The 15,173-nt window shown below is 29.8% G+C and carries 10 protein-coding genes and 1 CRISPR repeat array; all 10 genes read right to left on the bottom strand.

All coding sequences use genetic code 11. The features are described 5' to 3' along the window. Nucleotides 1-4: 4 nt before the first annotated feature. The 10 genes from manA to ssp1_RS00450 all read right to left on the bottom strand — a co-directional run bounded on the left by manA (nucleotide 5) and on the right by ssp1_RS00450 (nucleotide 14,952). The gene (gene manA / locus ssp1_RS00495) at nucleotides 5-940 is read right to left on the bottom strand and encodes a mannose-6-phosphate isomerase, class I (RefSeq protein ID WP_075777766.1); all 936 of its coding nucleotides are present in this window, start codon (nucleotides 938-940) and stop codon (nucleotides 5-7) included. A 14-nt stretch (nucleotides 941-954) separates the two neighbouring features. Further along, a complete protein-coding gene (locus tag ssp1_RS00490) occupies nucleotides 955-2,910 on the bottom strand; it encodes a fructose-specific PTS transporter subunit EIIC (protein WP_075777765.1) in 1,956 nt (651 codons plus the stop codon). Between the two features lie 79 nt (nucleotides 2,911-2,989). Beyond that, entirely contained in the window at nucleotides 2,990-4,849 is a 1,860-nt protein-coding gene (locus ssp1_RS00485; protein ID WP_118828060.1) for a BglG family transcription antiterminator, read from the bottom strand. A 118-nt stretch (nucleotides 4,850-4,967) separates the two neighbouring features. After that, nucleotides 4,968-5,306, bottom strand: coding sequence for a nucleotide pyrophosphohydrolase (locus tag ssp1_RS00480; protein WP_075777792.1), 339 nt, complete (start codon nucleotides 5,304-5,306; stop codon nucleotides 4,968-4,970). A gap of 5 nt (nucleotides 5,307-5,311) precedes the next feature. Next, nucleotides 5,312-7,045 carry a DNA/RNA helicase domain-containing protein gene (locus ssp1_RS00475; RefSeq protein WP_107536246.1) on the bottom strand — a complete coding sequence of 578 codons (1,734 nt, stop codon included), beginning with the start codon at nucleotides 7,043-7,045 and terminating at the stop codon, nucleotides 5,312-5,314. Nucleotides 7,046-7,441: 396 nt separating this feature from the next. Then, a complete protein-coding gene (locus ssp1_RS00470; RefSeq protein WP_075777762.1) occupies nucleotides 7,442-8,449 on the bottom strand; it encodes a hypothetical protein in 1,008 nt (335 codons plus the stop codon). 13 nt (nucleotides 8,450-8,462) lie between these two features. After that, on the bottom strand, nucleotides 8,463-8,771 hold the full coding sequence (gene cas2 / locus ssp1_RS00465; protein ID WP_049415451.1) for a CRISPR-associated endonuclease Cas2: 309 nt from the start codon (nucleotides 8,769-8,771) through the stop codon (nucleotides 8,463-8,465). A 4-nt stretch (nucleotides 8,772-8,775) separates the two neighbouring features. Continuing rightward, nucleotides 8,776-9,681, bottom strand: coding sequence for a type II CRISPR-associated endonuclease Cas1 (cas1, locus tag ssp1_RS00460; RefSeq protein ID WP_232013272.1), 906 nt, complete (start codon nucleotides 9,679-9,681; stop codon nucleotides 8,776-8,778). After that, a complete protein-coding gene (gene cas9 / locus ssp1_RS00455) occupies nucleotides 9,681-12,845 on the bottom strand; it encodes a type II CRISPR RNA-guided endonuclease Cas9 (RefSeq protein WP_075777761.1) in 3,165 nt (1,054 codons plus the stop codon). Before cas9 ends, cas1 begins: the two co-directional genes overlap by 1 nt. A 317-nt stretch (nucleotides 12,846-13,162) precedes the next feature. Next, nucleotides 13,163-13,857: direct repeats of the CRISPR family, unit length 36 nt; unit sequence GTTTCACTCATACCTAAAATTACAGAGTACTAAAAC. A gap of 156 nt (nucleotides 13,858-14,013) precedes the next feature. Beyond that, the gene (locus tag ssp1_RS00450; RefSeq protein ID WP_075777760.1) at nucleotides 14,014-14,952 is read right to left on the bottom strand and encodes a VOC family protein; all 939 of its coding nucleotides are present in this window, start codon (nucleotides 14,950-14,952) and stop codon (nucleotides 14,014-14,016) included. Nucleotides 14,953-15,173: the final 221 nt, after the last annotated feature.

Below are 15,173 nucleotides of genomic sequence, written 5' to 3'. Positions count from 1 at the left end.
AAATTTACGAGTAACTTATTATTATTTCTAATTTACCTTCAAATAAAATATTTTGATCTTCATTTGTAATGATAAAATGTCTACCTTTTTGTATATCGTATCTTTCATCATCTATAATCACACTACCTGTCCCATCGATGACTGAAACTAAGCAATAAGCATGTGGTTTATTGTAATTTAATTTCCCATTAATTCTCCATTTTTCTACTGTAAAAAATTCGTTTGATACAAATTGAGTTACTGTCTGTCCTTGAACTTCACTTTGTTGAGGTACCACATTAGGGTTCTCTTGATTAATATTGATGACTGCTTTACTTTGTTCTAAGTGTAAATCTCTTAAATGCCCATGTTTATCTTTACGATCATAATCATATATACGGTAAGTTGTATCAGAAGATTGCTGAGTTTCTAATATCAATATACCTGAACCAATAGCATGAACTGTCCCCGCAGGCACATAATAGAAGTCACCTGGTTTAACTTTCACCTTTTTAAATAATCGATCAAACTCTCGATTATTAATACACTCAACCAAATCTTCTTTATTATCAACATTAATGCCGTAGATGATTTCTGCATCTTCTTTGGCATCTAAGATATACCAACATTCAGTTTTACCGTATTCACCTTCATACTTTTGAGCATAATCGTCATCGGGATGAACTTGTACCGATAATTTATCATTAGCATCTAAGATTTTAGTTAATAATGGAAATTTATCTCTTTGATCATTTCCAAATAATGAACGATCAATTGACCATACTTCATCTAACGTTTTACCTTTATAATGACCATTTTCTATCACATTGGGACCATTGGGATGTGCTGAAATGGCCCAACATTCTCCAACATTATTGCTAGGTAAGTGATAATTAAATGATTCTAATGCAGTGCCACCCCAAATTTTTTCCTGAAATACTGGTTTTAAAAATAATGCCATGTTTTAATTCACCTCTATATCTTTTTTAAAATGTCGTAAATATCGTCTTTGGATGGTGCATTAATAAGTGCTTCTCTTGTTTTGTCATCCATCAGGCTTCTAGACAGTCTTTGTAGTAATTTCAAATGTGTATTATTACTGTCATTTGGTACGACAATCATAAAGAGTATTTTCGGAAGTGTCTCATCTAAACTAATCCAATCTACGCCTTCTTTATTTTGTAAAACGGCTACAGTAGGTTGGTTAACTGCATCAGATTTAGCATGAGGGATTGCCACATTCATACCAATGGCTGTTGTTGATTCCGCTTCTCTATCTAAAATAGCTTGTTTAACAACATCTTCATTGTCGATAAAGCGATGTTCTTTTAAATTTTTCACCATATAATCAATAGCTTCTTCTTTAGTTTTCACATTAGTATTTATATTGATAACGTCTTTTTGAAATACGTTATCGTTATGTTCAACACTTTCATCCACTTTAGACTCTGAATCTGTGCTTTCTTGACTACTATTTGTACTTGTTTCTAAATGCGCATCTTCTTGATCCTCTTCTACATCAGTTACAGGTGTATTTCTTTTTAAAATTAAAATGGTAATCATTGTTACCAAGCTACCGATAATGACTGCTATAAAGAACCAAATAATATGATCGATACCACCTAAAACAGCAACAATAGGACCACCATGCGCAACTCTATCTCCAACGCCACCCATAGCAGCAATGACTGCAGCAACCATTGCACCAATCATATTAGAAGGTATGATACGCAATGGATCTTGTGCAGCAAACGGTATAGCACCTTCAGTAATACCAAATAATCCCATAGTAAATGAGGCTTTCCCCATTTCTTGTTCAGCATGATTGAATTTATGTTTTTGAACAAATGTTGCTAACCCTAATCCAATTGGCGGTGTACAAACGGCAACTGCTACCATTCCCATCACAGCATAATTTCCTTCTGCAATAAGAGCAGATCCGAATAAGAAAGCTACTTTATTCACCGGACCTCCCATATCAAATGCAATCATCGCACCTATAATAAGAGCTAATATAATAATGTTAGCGCCCTGCATACCCTTCAACCATCCAGTTAAAGCTATAAATATACCTGAAATAGGCGCTCCTATAAGGAATATAAAGATAAGTCCCACTACTAAAGATGCAAGTATTGGAATAATGATAATTGGCATAATAGGTGCCATTGCTTTAGGTACTCTAATATTTTTAATCCATTTAGCAACATATCCTGCTATGAAACCTGCCACAATACCACCTAAGAAACCTGCGCCAGCTTCACTGCCGTATAAGCTTCCATCAGCTGCAATAGCACCACCAATCATACCTGGGACTAAACCTGGTTTATCAGCAATACTATATGCGATATAACCTGCTAATATTGGAACCATAAAGCCAAATGATAATTTACCTATATTCTCAATTGATTTCCAAAATGAATCATCAGGAATTTTGAGACCTTCAGATGTAGGGTGTCCTCCTAAAGTTAAAGCGATTGCTATCAGTAAACCACCCACTACGATAAACGGAACCATGAATGAAACACCATTCATTAAATGTTGATACACCATCTGAATACCGCTTTTTCGATCTTCTTCGTCATCCGAATCATTAGATTGTGTTGTTGCATTTTTATCGTGATAAATTTTAGCATCTTGATCTATAATCCTTTGTATTAAGTTTTCTGGATGATGGATGCCTTCTCTTACATTTTCATTAACCAATCTCTTACCATTAAATCTTGATAAATCCACTTGTCTATCAGCTGCAATAATAATGCCATCAGCTTCTCTAATTTCCTTTGCAGTTAAAACGTTCTCTGCACCTACGCCACCTTGTGTCTCAACTTTAATATCTACACCCATTTTCTTGGCTGCTTGTTCTAACTTCTCTTGAGCCATATAAGTATGAGCAATACCGTTTGGACAAGATGTTATTGCTAATATTTTCATCGTCTTCACGCTCCTTTACTTATAGTGTAAGCGTTGTCAGAATGCTATAAAAAAAGATAATTACCGTTACTAGTGGTAATTATCCTTTGATTAGTTTTAATATTTTATTTTGAAATGTTGTTTCTTCAAGATGTGCTAATTGATGAATATCTTCTTCATCTAATAAAGACAAGTTTTGCATCATTTGTTTCATCAAATGGATATCTGGTTTAGCAATCGCTAAGAAAAACACTAATTTTACTTTATGCTCTTTCCAATAAAATCCATTATCACTCTTAAATATAATAATATGTGAGCTTAATACCTTTGTAGGATCACCGTGGGGCATTGTCATGCTATTACCGATATATGTTGAGGAAGCTTTTTCTCTATTTAATGCTGTTTCTATATATCCACTACTAATCGCTTTATAGTTATTCAAAATTTGATGCGCCGTTTCAAACACACCTGGTATGGTTTGTATAAAATCATTGTTAACGATCGTAACAGGTATCTCATTTAATTCATTATTTTTAGCTATCGGGTTTAATTTACCTTTAACGATTCGATTCAATTTAAATTGATCATCTTCTGAAAATAGTGGAGAAACTTTAATTACATCTAAATCTTGTGGTAATTGCATATGAATATCATGCGTTGTAATAAGTATATCTATATTTTCAAATGCATCATTTTCAATATCTTCAAATCTTAGTATATCTGTAACCTTAACATGCTGGTTAACTTTCGATATTTTGGTTTCTAATAATTGAGAAATACCTAATCCATAGTAACAACAAATAGCTATATTAACCTGTGATACTTCATTTCGATCTATAGATGCTTGAAAATGTATCGTTAAAAATGCAATTTCATCTTCACTTAAATTGATTCCAGTATCTTTAGCAAGTTCATGGATAATATCGTATAATACGTTAAATACATATGGATAAAGTATTTTTATTTCACCTGTTAATGGATTATTTAAGTAAACTTCCTTCATAATTCTTAAATAGGTACGACTAAAATGTGCAAGTAAATTGTCCTTTAAAACATTATCCGAACCAAATTTAAGATGCATCTTTTGTTCCATTTTTGTAATCAACTGCTGTATGTAACTTTCAATGAAAACTTTCTCAAAACCTAAATCAAATTTATTAAAATGATAACTAATAAAAAATGAGAATAAATGTACCGTTTGCGTATTTAAATGATATCCTAAGCGCTGATTGATATCTTTTATAATTTCATTTGAAATGACTAGTGATTCATCATTAATATTCCATGATTCTTCTGATATGGATTGCCTTTTTAAAATTAATATTAGGTGTATGACAAGTTGTTCTATTTGAAGATGTGAAGTACGAATATCATGAACGCTTAAGTTGTCTTCAATTATTTGTTTAATCATTTGTATATGAGCCTTGGGCAATTCATTTAATATCAAATCTTCAACTCGGTGATGTTGCTTTGATAACTGGTTCAAATGTAAAATCGCATTATTAATATCTTTTTCATTACCTGTTACCGTAATACCTGTCTTTCTCTTGATAATGATATTAACTTCATATTTCTCACACCACATTTGAATTCTACTCATATAATCCAAAATCTCTTTCTTAGACAATTGAAATTGTTCCATTAATTCACTTATTAATACTGATTTACTATACATGAGTAATTGGTATGCTATTTTAATCAACAACTTACCATCTTGATTTAAATAATTGCTCAGTTGATGATCAATATCTTCAAGAGAATAGCGTGTCGTATTTAAAAAATACCCTTTAGATTTAATATTCCCAATCACTTCTGGCATAAATTGATTATTAATGATTTTGATATCGGTTCTAGCTGTCCTATTTGAAATGTTTAAATAGGCCGCTATATCATCAGATTTTAGATAATCACTTCGCTTATTACGCAATAATTCTATAAGCTTAATTTGTCTTTCAATCATTAAAAAACCCCCTTTCATCTAAAATTCATTTGAAATAACGCTTTCAAACCATATTTTAGAATTAAAAGGAAGTTTCGGCAATTAAATGTACTGTTCAGTAATTTAATGAAATGAGTAATTATAATTCATTGTATTTTGAATTATTATCTTTACTTTTATCTACAGGATACTTTTCTGCGTTTTTAACAAGTTTTTGCTCTATAATTTCATTGATATCGAAATCTAGATTATCGGCAAACATATAACTATATATTAAAATATCAGCCAATTCTTCTGCTAATCGTTCTCTTTTACTTTCGACAACATCTTCTGCTGATTTCCATTGAAATAATTCTAATAACTCCGAAGCTTCTAGTGTTATAGACAACGCCAAATCCTTTTCATTATGAAATTGTCTCCAATTACGTTCATCTCTAAATTGATTAATTTTTTCCATAACACTGTTTTCAGTTCTCATTTCTATCATCCTTTCGAAGCTTCTTTAAGTGCATTTCTTAGTTCATCATCAACCGCATAAATATATAAACCATTGACGCCCCTTGTAAGCAGAACGTTCAATTCATTTCTTAATAATTCTTCGCCAAAATTTTTCATAGTATCATCAGAGAGTTTTCGGTTTTGTGTTACCTGTATATTTTTACTTTCACTTTTATCATAAATAATCTTACCATTTCGAAACTTCACTGATGGTCCAATAATTACACCAGCATAATTTAAATCAAATCCTTGAATTGTAAATGTTGATCCTATTTCATTAATCGTTTGACTCTGTTCTGGCCATGCTAAATTTTTCTCGCCTCTAGGACATTTTAATTGTAAGTTCCATGGTCTAGACCATTGTCCTATTTTAACTTCCCAAAATAATCCATCATTCGGTGATTTTCCATTTTTAAATTCCCAATCAAATGTCGCAAGCATTCTAGACAAACCTGATTCAATATTTTTAGATTTTCTTAAAATCGCTTTTTCTAATTCTGCTGGTGTATCAAAAATTTTAATATCGTATCCTTTGCTATCATGGGGGATTGGGTCAATTTTATGATCATCTATTAAATGTCTTAACCAATTCATTGTTTCAATGCTACTATTGATTCTTAGTTGGTTCTTAAGTAGTAAATGATTATTTTGATCTTTAGAATACTGTATTAATTTATCTAGTGTATCAAATTCCCATATTTGTTGTTTACTTAATATCTGTTTTTTATCAAAGACTGCAACAACGACTTTAGCTCTTTTTTGAATATCTTTTAGATGTCCTTCTCCTCGATAAGACATTTTACCTTGCGTAAGCAGTAAATGTGCTTCATCAATAATAACAACATCCGCTTTATCTTCAACATCTCTATTCAAAATAAAACTAGTGGGTTTATTGATTATATTCTGATTTTTTCCTTCTAAACCAAGTTTATTAGCAATTTGCTTATATACCTTTAATTGTTGATCGTGATTAACCAATAGATGAATATCTAAATTCTTCATCTCATCTAAATCCATCATTTGCTTTAGCTCAAAAAACAATGTGCTCATTAATACAGTTTTACCAGAACCAGCTTCTCCTTCTACTAAAATCAATTGATTTTCTTCACTTTCACTTAAAATAGCATGTTCTATTTTATTTAAAATTTCATCTTTAACTGATTGTTGCTCATTCGTTAATTTATGAAATGGAGATGCTTTAAAAATCGCTGAGTCTTTAATTACACTTTCAATAGGAAAAAGTTTACTATTCTCTTTATGTAATTGTTGCCAAATATTTGTGAATATTTCATCTAATTTTTCAGAAGTATAATATTCATTTTGCTGATTTGTTCTACTATTAAATATTGAAGTCACAGCATCTACACTAGACAAATATTGCATAAACTTGTTTTCTATATCTAAAGTTAAAGACTTATTAAAGAACGGATGTCCGATGACATACATCGAAGACGTATCAGAACTGTAAAATGATTTCCAATAGTCTTTAAGCTTCACATCATTTTTCAAATGTTGAATTGTTCTATTTTTGATATCCGTTGTTTCACCAACATACAAATTAAAATGATCAGACTTATTTTTATCATTTATAATATAGACGGTGGGATATCTGAGTAAAAATTTGGAATCATCACTCTGTTGCCACTCGCCTAATGAATTAACTAGCTCTTCATTAGAATAACTAATATTTTTTATAATCGGCTTCCTCATGCTACTCATAAATATCCTCCAATCTACTTCATACCTAAAATTACAGAGTACTAAAACTCCTCGAAGTCGATTCCACGTTCAGTAACGTTTTCACTCATACCTAAAATTACAGAGTACTAAAACTATAAGTACCTGGAACAGAATGAGATGTTAGTTTCACTCATACCTAAAATTACAGAGTACTAAAACTCGCAGCGTACACAGAACAATTCGACGTCGTTTCACTCATACCTAAAATTACAGAGTACTAAAACTCTGTCTGGAATGGATAGATGATGTGAAACGTTTCACTCATACCTAAAATTACAGAGTACTAAAACTCAACGAAGGCTATAAAACTTTAAAATCTCGTTTCACTCATACCTAAAATTACAGAGTACTAAAACCTCTAGCGCAAAATTATAGTTAATTTTCTTTAACAAACTGTTCTAAATATTTAGCCATACTTAAGGGTAATTTCGTCTCATCTATATTCAATATAAATTCATGATTGCAATGTTGCATATATGAAACTCCTACATATAAATCAATTGAACTAAATAACATAATTTGAGCAATTTGATAATTAGAGATAATCGGTTTTATTTCGATTTTATCTTGGTAAGCTAATATAAATTGATTTAAACTCTGCTCTATTTCACTTCTTTCAAAATTTAATGGGGCATTCCAAAGTAGATTATCTACCAATTCAGATGATATTTTTTGATTATCACATCTAATATAGTTATTATACTTCCAATCCTTAGCTAAAAAATGCAATGACCCTGTTAATACTATAATATCAATTCCAAGTGATATTATTAACTCTTTCAAACGTATTTGTTCTTTTGGACTTAAATTTGCTTCAGGATACAAATATATTAATAGCAACTTGCCACCGTATTGTTTATTTAACTCCTCAACTAAAAGCGGTAATATTTGTTCGATTCTGACGATTAATTTAGAATAATCTTCATTCAAACTATACTCAAAGCTTAATAATTTAATAAATTGTTTGATATCAAATGTTTTACTTTTCAAAGGTAATTCTGCTTTATTAATCAAATTTAATAAATCTTCAAATAATACATTAATAGATTCTATATAAGAATTACTTTCAATGTTTTCATAAAAATCACGTTGCAACTTTTTATTTATAATTGAATTGCTACTTAACAAAAACTCATTATCTATCGCTCTATTATCAATGATTATACTTTCATAAGAAAGTGGTGAAATTTCTTCTTGATTTAACATTTCCGCGATGGTCACATTACTTTTATTAGAATTTCTCTTTTTAAAATATTGATTGATTACATTTAGCAAATCTTCTTCTATCGTTTCATACTCATTATAAATAGCCGTATATTTACCAATATTTAATGTTATTGTTGGTAAACTGTCTGTTTTAATACACCATTGTAAATTTGTCATGATAATACCTCATTCAAAATATGATTGTTCGATTGTCACCTAATATTTCAATATTTTGATTTTCCTCGCCCAATAATATTTGCATATGTTCATATTGTTTTTCGGTAATGATCAAAGCCCTGACATGCCCTTCTGATGGTAAAAATGTGTTTACACGTTTAATCGTTTGGTTCGCAGCGTCTTTATTTACAACACTTTTTATATAAATAGAGTATTGCATCATCAAAAATCCATCTTCAATTAAATTTTTCCTAAATTTACTATAAATCCTACGATGTTTTTTCGTTTCAGTTGGTAAATCAAACATTAATAATACTCTCATAAACCTATAACTCATAAAAACTATATTTACTTAATTTAGGAAATTTAACTCTATCAAGTTGTCCATCTTTAAAATAGTCAATGATAGATTGAATCATGATTTCAATTGCTCTAATTACAGTCTGCATTTTCCCATCAATTTCAATACGTGCATGTAATAAATTAATAATTTTTACCCGGTATTCTTTGGTTAAAAAGTCTTGGGGCGGGTGTTTTAAAAGAAATAAATCTACAATTGGTCTAAAAGGTTCGATCAAATCAGAAGCTAAATTAAAATGATTTCTCCCTCCTATGTGATGTATCCCAATTGCTGGAATTAAGCCTTTTGCAACAATCGTTCTAGCTATCGCTGAATTCAAAATTGTATATCCATAATTTAATACTGCATTCTCTATAATTTCTTCATTATCTCTAGTAAAGTCTTCAAAAAAACTATTAAAATAATATTTCGCTGCTTGTCCTTCAATATTATTTCTGTCAAAAAGAGTTACAGAATTTTTTAATTCTATCATCTTATCTACTCTATCACTTTGAATTGATAAGTATTTCATGCATTCAATTTGATTTTGAATTTTATTTTCAATAATAATTTTCCATAATTCGCTTTTTCTAGCCTCATCCCATTTCAATTGTTCTTTCATTTGTGTATATTGATTAAAATGTCCTGAAACTGGTTGTAATGTACATTCAGGCAGATGCTTTTGATTACAGAATATGACTAATATATTGTAATCAGATAATTCAACTAGAAGTCTTGCCGTAATCGTTGTAGTTAAATCTTCTATTACTAAGGCAAATATATCGGATAATGGTATTTTAGTTTCTAAATCACCCTTCATGATTTTTAAACTATTTAAATTTAAAGACATATGGTTTACATCTGAAACATACACGATTCGCCAACTCATCATTAAAGACCTCGTTTAAATATTAATTGTGGTGCTTTTTCAGTACTATGCAAATACAAATTACCTAAAACATCTGTTGTTAATTTTTCAATTGATTCCGTCTTTTTACCAATTGTTTTCTTTATACGTGGTTCACCTTTAATATTATTTATCTCACAGTAATCTTTATATTTAATATCGTAATAATCTAATTCAATGATATTTCTGTCATCACTATTCACACCAATAATTTTGTACAAATCGCCATTTAGTTTAATCAAATCATTCTTATAAAAACTAGCAATAAATTGATCTGTATCTTTAATTTTTTTCTTTGCTTTTAACTCTTGATACATATCTTTAGGGATATAATAATAGTTATCTTTCTTAAATACATTTAAATAAGCAATTGTTACGAATTTATATCCTTTTTCAGTTAAATAGACATCAAACCTATAATTTTTAATTGATAATTTCACTAATTTTTTTGTAGAATTTTCGTATTTTTTTGTTACATCTAAATGATTCCCTACTTTATTTCCTAAAAGCTTTATCTTTTTAACAATTGGACCATTATTTTTTTTACTATACTTTGTTAAATATTCTCCGGTCTCTTCATAATACTTAGCTAGCGGGTTTTTTTCATCAGAATACTGTTTCATTATAATTGATAATTTTTCAAAAGTTTTTGGATCATTTTGGTACATTAAAAATTTTTCTGGATTTTTATTAAACTGCTTTTTTAGATTAGTATTATCTTTCCCATAAATATCAGTAATAGTTTGAACAATATAATCATGTTCATCTTTCATTCTTGTAGAATATAAAGTGTCATTAATAAGTTGTCTATTCGGTTTCTTATCTACTCTATGAGAAAATTTATAATCTCTGTATTGTTTAATGTCTTCAACAAGCTTAGGTGTCTCAAACATGTTGTTATAATCTTCTTCTTTTTCAACTGTTACTTTTTTAGTATTATTTTCAATTGTTGGTTTTTCTAAAATTTTATTTGCATTTTGTAATTTTTTATTTTCTTTAAATAAAAAATCTGCATTCGCGATTATTAAAGCGTCTTCAGCATGATGTTTGTAACCATGATTTCTATATTTATCAAATCGCCATACTTTTCGTAAATGATTAGTAAAGCTTCCATTTATTGTTTTAACTTTTACATCCATATTATTAGCACTAAAATATGCTTTTAGATAGCTAGTAAGTTCTCTAGTTGCATATCTTGTGTCAACTAAATTTCGATTGATAAATTCCTTTTGTACTTCGAATTTATTAATATCGCGTTCTTCCAATAAATAGTCTTTCTTTTTCTTAGAAATTCTATCTTTCGATTTACTTAAATTTAAGATATGTTGTTTAAATTGATTGTATGATAACTTTGCATCACTAGAATTAAGGTATTGGTATGGTGTTCTATTACCTTTTTTACTATTTTCTATTTGTTTAACTAATACTTTATTATGAATTGAGTTATCAAATGCTACAGAACGAGGAATAATATGATCAACTTCATAATTTTGAGGATTATTTAACAGATCCATTAAAGGTATACTTTCTAATGAATACAAACATTTACCTTCTTGTTGATCATGTAATCTTATCTTCTCTACAATTCTTTTGGCATTTTGATTACCAGTTTGGCCGATTATTTCATTTATTCTCTTACGAGTTGCTTCGTTTTTCTTTTGTAAGTTATTAATAAATTTTTTTCTATCATCACTATTATTTTCTCGAGCTAATTCTATAATGATATCTTCAGGTATACCGTATTTTTCAATCACTTTATTGATAACATTGATTGATTGAATAAAAGTCCTCTTAACTACAGGAGATAAAATAAATTCGTCCACCAAATCTTTTGGTATTTTATTTTGTTCGGATAAGTCAACTTTGTTCGGTTTAATGTTCAAATAATTAAAGATTTCCATCTGGTTTCTAGATGTTTGCCATAATTCTTCATTAATTAAATGAATACATTTTAATGACAAACGATGTGTTCCGTTATATCCTGTTAGTTTTGCTATTTCAGCTTTATCTTGTTCATTTAAGATTTCTGGTAGTTTGTTTAGCTCTTCTTTTATGCTCTCTTCATCTTGATAAATTGTTAATATTTCAACAATTTGGTCTAAAATGGCTTCATTTTCTAAAATACTTTTATCAAACACAATTGACTTCAAATCATGATATAATTTAAATTCTGTAAATTGTGGCGTCCCAGATTTTGTTATTCTATATCCTTTAATATCTTCTGGATTTACCCCTATTTCTTTAGCAATTTGTTTTAAAGTTGGCTTTTTCTTTTGTTTAAATACATTTTCAATAATATGATATTTTTCATGATATTCTAATTTTTCAGAATCATTTCTTTGTATTATGAGATTATTCAAATCATTTAATGCGTTAAATAAATCAGCAGAATATGCATATTTTACACTTCGTAGTTCTTGAGGGAAATACGTGCAGTATCCCATTAGCATTTCATACCATTTCTTCAAATCACCATTCCATCCAAAAGGACTACCTTGTCCTGGTCCTTCAAAATACTCTCGACGTGTTTCAACTATTTCTTTATATTGATTAATGAAATCTATATCTAAGTTGTGGTAATCTTTTTGTACTTTAAGGAGTTGATCAATTTCCTTTAATATATCTGTTGTTTTGAACCTATTTTTTTCTCCCCTTATTTGTCCTTCTTTTAATCTTTGTAACTGTACTTCACAAACATATTTATTTTTTAATAGTTTGTTATTTCTATTAATCTGTTCCTTTGTAGATAACTCATTGGAGGCATCCTCGTCTTCACTACTAACATTAATGTTGTGAATTCCCCTTCTTTTCGCTAAATGTAATAAAGCAATAGCAAGTTCATCTTTACTTAATATTTCACTTAGTCCTTTAACTCTAATTTGATAAGGATTATTTGATGTTGGTATTTGTTCTCTATTTATTAAGTTATATTCTGTGAGTAATGATTTCACTCGATCTAATCTATGTATTCTTCTCCTTTTTAATCGTCTAGATCCTCTTTTACTTCTACGACCTTCATTATTATCTATGTTTGCTTCTGGAAAAAGCCTAACGCCTGCATCTATAATCTTTTTAGTTTCAAAATTAATAATTCCATATCCTACTGATGTAATACCTAAATCTAAACCCAAAATATATTTTTCTTTCATAGTTTACACCCACCTTATTTGTTTTATTTTATTATAATTTAAAACCAATAAACGTGGCACTACTTTTTATATTTTTTCTACAGAAGTTGTACTAAAACACAAAAAATCCCACTAATAAATTAGTGGGATAAACACGACATATAGTCTTGTTTCAGTAGATTCTGTAATTTTAGGTATGAGTACAAGTTAGCTAAACTTGTTCTCTGTAATTAAATTATAATTGTTATTCAATAGCATTGCAACTAAAATATTATACTTTCAATATTCAAATTACAAAGTACTAAAACGCATACGGGATTAGACTTGTTAAAAACACCGTTTCACTCATACCTAAAATTACAGAGTACTAAAACAACCCCACCCATTATTGCAGAAAGGAGTGAGTTTCACTCATACCTAAAATTACAGAGTACTAAAACAGATACTGGATTGAATATACTAGAAGTTAAGTTTCACTCATACCTAAAATTACAGAGTACTAAAACCAATAACAGCCGCATTAGAATAATTATCTGGTTTCACTCATACCTAAAATTACAGAGTACTAAAACTTAGTAAAAAAGAGCAGTCACATTACTTTAGTTTCACTCATACCTAAAATTACAGAGTACTAAAACATAAATGCACTGTAGCGGTAGGATTACCACGTTTCACTCATACCTAAAATTACAGAGTACTAAAACTAAGATACGGTTACCTAGCAAGCGCCACGGTTTCACTCATACCTAAAATTACAGAGTACTAAAACCCAGTACCGTTATTGATTGGTCCACTTGTCGTTTCACTCATACCTAAAATTACAGAGTACTAAAACACTCAGCACCTTTAAATTCACCTTTTATTTGTTTCACTCATACCTAAAATTACAGAGTACTAAAACCAAGGTGCATCTTCTATCTATAGCAAATATGTTTCACTCATACCTAAAATTACAGAGTACTAAAACAGAAGAAGGCTTGTATTACAACGTGCAGTTGTTTCACTCATACCTAAAATTACAGAGTACTAAAACCTCTAGCATATAAAACTCTACTACTAAAAATTTTAGTAATCCATTTTTCGTATTATCTACTTGATAATCTAAATATATATCTTAAACAAATAAAAATCTACTTTTATAACCACAAATAAGCACGCGCCGTAATAGCGAGTGCTTTAACATTGTCCTCTATATTTCTCTCAATTGGCTTTCAATCTCGTCTCTTTTGTCCTCTAGAAAATCGGGGAGGTTGAGTTGTTGACCTAGTTTATCGACGGGTGTATCAACGGTAAATCCTGGCTCTGCTGTCGCAAATTCAAATAGTATTTGGTTATGTCGATAGTATAATGATTTAAAGAAGTATCGATCGATAATGCCGGAGTTAGGGTTGGGTTGTCGTGCTATTTTTTCATAAATGTCATTTAAGTCTGTATCTGTAGGAAGATTGACTGCTACATGATGTACATAGCCTTGCCCTGGTCGAACACGATGACCTTGTTGATTAACGATGACAAAGTCTGTATATAACCCTTGTTCGTCTAATGTCATGATGGTTGTATTATCATCTACTTCTATATCATTACGCTGATGATAACCTAAGATATATTCAAGAAATTCAGTTAATGCTTCTGGCTTTCTACTACGTAATTCAACTGGTCCCATTCCCAGTATTTGAACATCTTTAGGTATGTCCGTTTCATCATTGGCCGACCATTGTTCTGGTGTTTGATAATGATCGTTCACTATTAAAATGATTTCAAGTTCATCCGGATCTTTTAGCAATACCGCAGACTGACCTACATAGGTGAGTGACGTCCATTCCACATTGTTTTGGTCTAAACGCTGTTTAAAATAGTCCAATGCCGCTTCCGATGGTACAAGTAACGTTAGCCGATGAATCGAATCTGTTCCCGGTCTATGCTTACCAACATTTTCAATTTCAAAAAATGTCAATAATGTACCAGGATGACCTGCATTATCACCATAAAATAAATGATACATTTTTGTATTATCTTGATTAACTGTTTTCTCTACTAATCTTAATCCAAGTACCTCAGTATAAAACGCCTTATTTTTGACCGCATCTTTGGTGTACATCGAAATATGATGGTGCCCTACTATTGTCATACCAACCACTCCTCTAACTCTATCTTTTCATCTATTAAATAGTGTTTGTATGTATTTAGCAACTTCTCTGTTTTAAAATCAAATCCTATAATCAAACGTATTCCATTCTGACATGCGTGCTCAAACGTCATTTAATTATAAATTGCATTCCTATACACAGAAATTTTATAAATGATTTTATTATCATACATGACTTGCTACAATAACAATGTAATTACATC

The organism is Staphylococcus sp. M0911 (assembly GCF_003491325.1).
Lineage (GTDB): Bacteria > Bacillota > Bacilli > Staphylococcales > Staphylococcaceae > Staphylococcus > Staphylococcus warneri_A.
This window is presented reverse-complemented; position numbering and strand designations above follow the sequence as displayed.